Annotated in this window: 8 protein-coding genes and 1 pseudogene; 6 read left to right on the top strand and 3 right to left on the bottom strand. The window is 73.4% G+C overall.

Features of this window, described 5'->3' with window-relative positions:
* On the top strand, positions 1–286 hold a 286-nt coding region (locus ACXJKL_RS10880; protein ID WP_457207066.1), incomplete at its 5' end, for a 3-oxoacyl-[acyl-carrier-protein] synthase III C-terminal domain-containing protein.
* Here ACXJKL_RS10880 and ACXJKL_RS10875 read toward each other — a convergent pair.
* On the bottom strand, positions 243–908 hold the full coding sequence (locus ACXJKL_RS10875; protein ID WP_457207065.1) for a DUF998 domain-containing protein: 666 nt from the start codon (positions 906–908) through the stop codon (positions 243–245). The two genes, ACXJKL_RS10880 and ACXJKL_RS10875, sit on opposite strands and share 44 nt — an antisense overlap.
* A 185-nt stretch (positions 909–1,093) precedes the next feature.
* Here ACXJKL_RS10875 and ACXJKL_RS10870 point away from each other — a divergent pair, with 185 nt between their 5' ends.
* From ACXJKL_RS10870 to arr, 3 genes and pseudogenes are all read left to right on the top strand, one after another.
* Positions 1,094–1,441: a YciI family protein gene (locus tag ACXJKL_RS10870; RefSeq protein ID WP_457207064.1), complete on the top strand. Its 348-nt coding sequence runs from the start codon at positions 1,094–1,096 to the stop codon at positions 1,439–1,441.
* Positions 1,442–1,464: 23 nt separating this feature from the next.
* Positions 1,465–2,322, top strand: a pseudogene (locus ACXJKL_RS10865) (RNA polymerase sigma factor); the annotation flags it as partial.
* A gap of 423 nt (positions 2,323–2,745) precedes the next feature.
* A complete protein-coding gene (gene arr / locus ACXJKL_RS10860) occupies positions 2,746–3,189 on the top strand; it encodes an NAD(+)--rifampin ADP-ribosyltransferase (protein ID WP_457207067.1) in 444 nt (147 codons plus the stop codon).
* A 14-nt stretch (positions 3,190–3,203) separates the two neighbouring features.
* Here the strand turns inward: arr and ACXJKL_RS10855 are convergent, their stop codons facing one another.
* Positions 3,204–4,604, bottom strand: coding sequence for a pyridoxal phosphate-dependent decarboxylase family protein (locus tag ACXJKL_RS10855; RefSeq protein ID WP_457207063.1), 1,401 nt, complete (start codon positions 4,602–4,604; stop codon positions 3,204–3,206).
* A 96-nt stretch (positions 4,605–4,700) separates the two neighbouring features.
* Between ACXJKL_RS10855 and ACXJKL_RS10850 the strand changes: the two genes are divergently transcribed.
* On the top strand, positions 4,701–5,147 hold the full coding sequence (locus ACXJKL_RS10850; RefSeq protein ID WP_457207062.1) for a DUF1810 domain-containing protein: 447 nt from the start codon (positions 4,701–4,703) through the stop codon (positions 5,145–5,147).
* On the opposite strand, the gene ACXJKL_RS10845 is transcribed toward ACXJKL_RS10850, so the two are convergent.
* The gene (locus ACXJKL_RS10845; RefSeq protein ID WP_457207061.1) at positions 5,141–5,989 is read right to left on the bottom strand and encodes a DICT sensory domain-containing protein; all 849 of its coding nucleotides are present in this window, start codon (positions 5,987–5,989) and stop codon (positions 5,141–5,143) included. The genes ACXJKL_RS10850 and ACXJKL_RS10845 overlap by 7 nt on opposite strands.
* Before the next feature lie 85 nt (positions 5,990–6,074).
* Between ACXJKL_RS10845 and ACXJKL_RS10840 the strand changes: the two genes are divergently transcribed.
* The coding region (locus tag ACXJKL_RS10840) for a polyprenyl synthetase family protein (protein ID WP_457207060.1) at positions 6,075–6,927 on the top strand (853 nt) is incomplete at its 3' end.

Here is a 6,927-nt window from a genome sequence, read left to right as displayed (position 1 = left end):
CGCGAGCGCCGGCGTCTCGGTGGACGACCTCGACGCCTTCATCCCGCACCAGGCCAACCTGCGGATCACCCAGACCCTGTCGCGCAACATCAAGCTCCCCGAGTCGGTGGCGGTCGCCACGGACATCGTGGACTCCGGCAACACCTCGGCGGCGTCCGTGCCCCTCGCCATGGAGGCCATGCTGCGCCAGGGTGAGGCGAAGGCCGGGGACCTGGCGCTGCTGATCGCGTTCGGGGCGGGGCTCAGCTACGCGGGGCAGGTCGTGACCCTGCCGCCGCACGAGTAGGCCGCTGACCCCCACGGACCCGGGACGCGAACGCCGCCAGTCCGAAGAGCACCGGCCACAGCGCCAGCCGTTCCAGGGCACCGGACACCGGGCCGTCCCCGGACAGCACGAACGCGACCGCCGCGGCGCCGGTCACCGCGCCCGTCGCCAGGAGCCCCGTCGCCAGCCGCGGCCGGGTCTCCCGCAGCCGTGCCCCGAGCAGGAGGAGGGCGATCGGCTGCGCCACGAACAGCGGCGCGGCCGCGAGCGCATGCAGGGTGGCGTCCTGGTCGAGGGGCGCGAGCCCGGTGGCCACCGAGCTCAGCCCGGACACGACCAGCAGCCCGGTGACCCACCGCCCCAGGGGACGTGCGAGCAGCACCGCGCCGCCGGCGAGCAGGAACCCGAAGCCGACGAAGGAGCCGTTCATCAGCGCGTGGCGTGGCGAGCAGTACGCCGCCGAGCACCCGACCTCGCCGAGCCTGCTCACGGAGTCGGCCACGAAGCTGTAGCCGCCCGTGGTGGCCGCCGCCACCACGAGCTCGGAGGCGATGTACGCCGGCCGCGCGAGCAGTGCGATCGCCCCCCACCGCATCGCCCGGCTGCGGGTGGTCGGCTCGGCGAGCGTCGTGGTGGGGGGCACCGGGTCACCGTAGTCCCGGCTCCTTCCCGGCTCGCACCTGTGGGCTCCAGGGGCCGACTGCCCGAAGATGGGTGGGTCGTCGATGTCGAAGAGACCCGCAGCCGTTCGACGTACGTGCGAGAGAAGCAACTCACCAGCAACCACCAGGAGTGATCGCAATGCCGCGTTTCATGGGATTCGTCAGGATGGAAGAGGGCGTGGGCACGCCGCCGCAGTCGCTGTTCGACGCGATGGACGCCCACATCGGCGAGCGCGCCGCCAAGGGCGTGTTCCTCGACGGCGGCGGTCTCTACGGCACGGAGGACGCCGTCAACTACATCGTCCGCAAGGGCGAGGTCAGCCGGGTCGACGGGCCGTACGCCGAGGCCAAGGAGGTCGTCGGCGGCTGGAGCATCATGCAGTACGACACCGTGGAGGAGGCCGTCGCCGACCTCCAGGAGTTCGCCGAGCTGCACGCGAAGCACTGGCCCGAGGTCACCGTGATCTCGACCCTGCGCCAGATCTCCGACGGGCCCGAGGCGCCCGGCGCCTGATCGGACCTCACTACGCTGGCCCCGTGCCGGCACAGACCAGTCCGGATGGCGCGACCGAGGCCATCGTCGCCGCGTGGCGGGCCGAGTCGGCCCGCCTCGTCGGCGCCCTCACCCGGATGACCCGGGACGTCGAGCTCGCCGAGGACCTTGCGCAGGACGCCCTCCTCGCCGCGCTCGAGCAGTGGCCCGCCACCGGCGTCCCGGACAACCCGGGCGCGTGGCTGATGACCACGGCGAAGCGGCGCGGCGTCGACCACTTCCGGCGCGCCGACACCCTGCGCCGCAAGGTCGCCGAGCTCGAGTCCCTCCGTGCGGAAGAGGAGGAGGCCATGCCCGACCTCGACGGCCAGGTCGACCACATCGAGGACGACGTCCTGCGTCTGATCTTCCTGTCCTGCCACCCCAGCCTGAGCGCGGAGTCCCGGGCGGCGCTGACGCTGCGGCTGGTCGGTGGACTCACCACCGCCGAGATCGCCCGCGGGTTCCTGGCCACCGAGTCCGCCATGGGTCAACGCATCTCGCGCGCCAAGAGGACGCTGTCCGAGGCCCACGCCGAGTTCGAGCTGCCGACCGGCCCGGAGCGGACGGCGCGCCTCGACGACGTCATGGCGGTGATCTACCTGATCTTCAACGAGGGCTACCTCGCCACGGCCGGCGCGGACTGGATGCGGCCCGACCTGGCGGTGGAGGCGACCAGGCTGGCACGGATGCTGGCCGCCGTCGCACCCGACGAGCCGGAGGTGCTCGGACTGCAGGCACTGCTGGAGCTGCAGGGCTCGCGGATGGGAGCCCGGCTCGACGACGACGGCGCGCCGGTCCTGCTGGAGGCGCAGGACCGCCGCCGCTGGGACCGGTCGATGATCCGGCGCGGACTGGCCGCCCTGCAGCGGGCCGAGCGGCTCGCTGCCGGTGGGACGCCGGTCGGGCGGTACTTCCTGCAGGCCTCGATCGCCGCCGAGCACGCGCGCGCGCCCCGGGCCGAGGACACGAGCTGGCGCCGCATCGCCGCCCTGTACGACGTCCTGGCCGGGGCCGCTCCGGGTCCGGTCGTCGAGGTGAACCGGGCGGTCGCCCACGGACGGGCGTTCGGCCCGGACGCGGGCCTGGCCGTGCTGGAGGACCTGGACCCGGATGCCCTCGGCGGCTCGCCGCTCGTGCCGAGCGTGCGCGGGGACCTGCTCGAGCGGGCCGGGCTGCACACCGAGGCGGGTGAGGCCTTCGCCGAGGCGGCTGGTCGCACCAGGAACGAGAAGGAACGCGAGGTCCTGAGCGGTCGTGCCGAGCAGAACCGGACCCTCGCCTCGATGGCGGCCTCGGCGCCCGGGGATGCCGGCGGGGGCAGGGGTGCGCCGGACGAGGGTCCGTTCTTCCACGGCACCAAGGCCGACCTGCGGGTCGGCGACCTCCTCACGGCCGGCTTCCGGTCGAACTACCGGCCCGAGGTCGTGATGAACCACATCTACTTCAGCGCCCTGCCGGACGGTGCCGGGCTGGCCGCCGAGCTCGCCGCGGGCGAGGGTGCTCCGCGGGTGTACGTCGTGGAGCCGACGGGGGCGTTCGAGGACGACCCGAACGTGACGGACAAGAAGTTTCCCGGCAACCCCACCCGGTCCTACCGCAGCCGGGAGCCGCTCCGGGTGGTCGGTGAGGTGACCGACTGGACGCGGCTGACCCCCGAGGCGCTCGAGGCGTGGCGGGAACGGTTGGCGGCGATCCTGGCGGACGAACGCGGAGAGATCATCAACTGATCCCCCGAGCGCCGTCAGGCCAGCGAAGCGGACGCGAGCACCTCCTCGACGACCGCATCGACATCAGTGTCGGTGGTGCGGTGGTTGGTGATGCAGACGCGAAGCGCGAAGTGACCGCGCACGGTGGCGTTGGACAGGTAGACCCGTCCTCGACGGTTCACCCGGTCGAGGATGGCCGCGTTGGCCTCGTCGAGGCCGGCCGGGTCTCCGGCGATCCAGCGGAAGCACACCGCCGACAGGGGGACCTCGGCCAGACGCTCCAGGGCCGGCTCCTCGTCGACCAGGGCGGCCAGCCGGCGCGCCTGCGCGATGTTGCCGGCGATGGACTCACGGAAGGCCGCGAGGCCGTGGTAGCGCAGTGAGAGCCACAGCTTCAGGGCCCTCACCCGTCGCGACAGCTCCACGGTCTCCTCGAAGAACACCTGACCCTCGACGGGGTCGTCGCTCAGTGAGGCGGCGTAGTCGTCGGTGAGCGAGAAGGCACGCCGCGCCGCACCCGCGTCGCGGTAGAGCAGCACGCTGCAGTCGAGCGGCTGGTACAGCCACTTGTGGGCGTCGACGGAGAGCGAGTCGACCTCGCCGAGCCCCCGGAACAGGTCGGGCTCGACCATCGCCGCCGGGGCGCCGTACGCCCCGTCCACATGGACCCAGAGGTTCTCGGCCCTGGCGACCTCGACGACCTCCGCGATCGGGTCGACCGACCCGGTGACGATCGTGCCGGCACTCGCGACGACCGCCATCGGCACACGCCCCGCGGCGCGGTCCTCCGCGATGGCCCGGCGCAGTGCGGAGACGTCCAGGCGCAGGTCGGCGTCGGTGGGCAGCAGGCGCAGGTTGTCGCGGCCGAGGCCGAGCAGCGCGACGGCCTTGCCCATGGACATGTGCACCTCGCGGGAGGCGTACACGACACCGCCGGCAACCCCGGAGTCGTTGGCGGGCACCTTCGCCTCACGAGCCATCGCCAGGCCCATCAGGTTGGCCAGCGATCCGCCACTGGTCAGGGTGCCGGAGAAGCCCGTGCACCCCAGCGCGTCGGCCAGCCACCCGATCACCGTGCGCTCGATCACCGCGGTCGCCGGCCCGGAGCGCCACGCCGTCGCGTTCTGGTTGATGACCGACGCGAAGAAGTCGCCCAGCGCGCCCACCGGTTCCCCGGAGCCCATGACGTAGCCGAAGAAGCGACCGTTGCCCGCCCGACTGTGCCGCCTCACCTCACCGAGCGCGTCCAGCGCGGCCGGCCCCATGCCGACCTCGGGGACCGGGCCGGAGAACAGGTCGAGGCTCTCGCTCCCCGTGGTCGCGGGCTGGATGACCCCCGAGTCGAGCTGTCGCAGATGTCGGGTGGCCTCCTCGCTCACCCGGGCGGCAAGGGCCGCGAAGTCGTCGGGGGACAGGTCCAGCGGGGCCGGTGACATGCCCGCAGTCTGCCCGGTGCCGCGGGTGCCCGAGCTCGCGCACGTGCGCGAAGGGGCTCGGTGCTTGGCGAGCGCGCGACGGGGTACGAAGGCTGCATGGACTCCTCCGAGACCCGCCCCGACCTCCGACGCTTCGTGAGTGCCCAGGACGACGGCGGCACCTACGACCGGGCCCTCCGTGAGCTGCGCGGCGGCCGCAAGGCGAGCCACTGGATGTGGTTCGTCTTCCCGCAGGTCGAGGGACTGGGGCGCAGCGAGACCGCGCGGTTCTACGCCGTCAAGGGCCTGGACGAGGCCCGCGCCTACCTGGCCCACCCGGTCCTGGGGGCTCGCCTGCGGGAGTGCTGCCGGACGATCCTCGACCTCGACGGGAGGTCGGCCGACCAGGTCTTCGGCTCCACGGACGCCATGAAGCTGCGCTCGTCGATGACGCTCTTCCTGCGCGCCGACCCGGAGGAGCCGCTCTGTGCCGAGGTCCTGCAGAAGTACTTCGACGGCAGCCCCGACGACGCCACCGACGAGATCCTCGCCGGGGGTCAGTGACCCGCTGCGAGATAGCCCATCATGCGGTTCAGCAGGTCGGACGCCCGGCGCAGGTCGGCCGAGGCGGGCGCGGGTTCGTCACCGAGCGCCGTGAGCTCCGTGGTGCGCCAACCCGGCCGGTACTCGTCGGCCAGCGCCGCCGCCACCCGGCTGGCGTGACGCACCGCTTGGGGGTCCACCGTCCACACCGCCTCGAACCGGCGCCGGGAGTCTGCGACTCCCTCCTGGCCGGGGCGCTCGACGGCGGCCATGCACGCGGGCAGGTCGGGGGCGTCGCAGATGACGAGCCACTCGCGGTTGAGGGGGGCGTCGCGGGGGAGGGGCACCTCGATCGGCAGGCCCGGCCGCGGCTCCTGGGGAGCGGCGAGGTCGGTGAAGACGACGGCCGTCCGCGCGGTGCGAGCCAGCTCCACCCAGCGGGAGTAGGACGAGCGCAGGAACGCGTCGCGCTGGAACCCGCCGAACAGCAGCGGCTCCTCGGCGCGCGCGCAGCACTCGTCCTCGATGGCGCGGCTGATCGCGAGCAGGCTCGCCTTCGACAGCAGCTGGGACGTCAGCCCGGGGTGCCCACGCCGGAGCTCGGCGTACACCGACCTCGACTGCAGGGCCGTGGTGGTGGCACGCCGTACCGCGGCCTCCAGTGCGAGTCCGGCGTCCCGGTGCCGCAGCACCTCGAGCACGGCGGCGACGTCGGAGTCGGCGTACCGGCGGTGCCCTCCGGCCAGCCGGACCGGCGAGGGGAACCCGTAGCGCAGCTCCCAGCTGCGCAGCGTGGCCGGCGGCACCCCGGTGCGCTCGGCCAGGCGACCGATCGTCAACAAGGTGTCCCGAGATGCGGTCATGTGACGCCAACCTCCTCACGTTGCCTAGATTTTCTTGGCAGTCTTGCATAGGTTTGTCCAACTGCGTCACACCCCTGGAGGACGAGTGAGCCCACTCAACACCGACGAGGCCCTGCGCCGGCTCCTCGAGCAGGGGCGGGTCCGCGCGGCCGCGACCGATCCGGACCACGCCCGGCTCTGGGACGCCCTCACCGCGGCCACCGAGGGCGGCAAGCGCTTCCGCCCGGCCCTGGTGACGGCCGCCCACGACGCCCTCGGCGGGACCGCGTCCGCCGCCGCGGCCCAGACCGGCGCCGCGGTCGAGCTGCTCCACACCGCCCTGGTCATCCACGACGACGTCATCGACGGCGACGACGTGCGCCGCGGTCGGCCCAACGTGAGCGGCACCTTCCGTGGGTACGCCGTCGCGGCCGGGGCCCCTCCCGAGGAGGCCGACGCCCTGGGCCGCACCGCCGGCATCCTCGCCGGAGACCTCGCGCTGGCAGCGGCGATCCGCGCCGTGGCCACCTGCGGCACCCCGCCCGACGTCACCCACCGGCTCCTCGACCTCTTCGACGCCGCCCTGCACACCACGGCGGCCGGCGAGCTCGCCGACGTACGACTCTCGCTCAGCACCGGCACCGCGTCGCTCCCCGAGAGCCTGGCGATGGAGGAGCAGAAGACGAGCGCCTACTCCTTCGCGCTGCCCCTGCAGGCCGGGGCCGTGCTCGCCGGCGCCGACGACGCGACGGTCGGGCGGCTCGGCGAGGCCGGACGGGTGCTGGGCATCGCCTTCCAGCTCGTCGACGACCTCCTCGGCGTCTTCGGCGACCCGGCGCGCACGGGCAAGAGCGCGACCAGCGACCTGCGCGCCGGCAAGCAGACTCCTCTCCTCGCCCACGCCCGCTCCACCGTGGAGTGGGAGCGGATCAGGACGTTCGTCGGTCGCGACCTCGGTG

The organism is Nocardioides sp. P5_C9_2, from assembly GCF_054049555.1.
The sequence above is the reverse complement of the archived record's forward strand: the minus strand, read 5'-3'. Positions and strand labels throughout refer to the sequence as shown.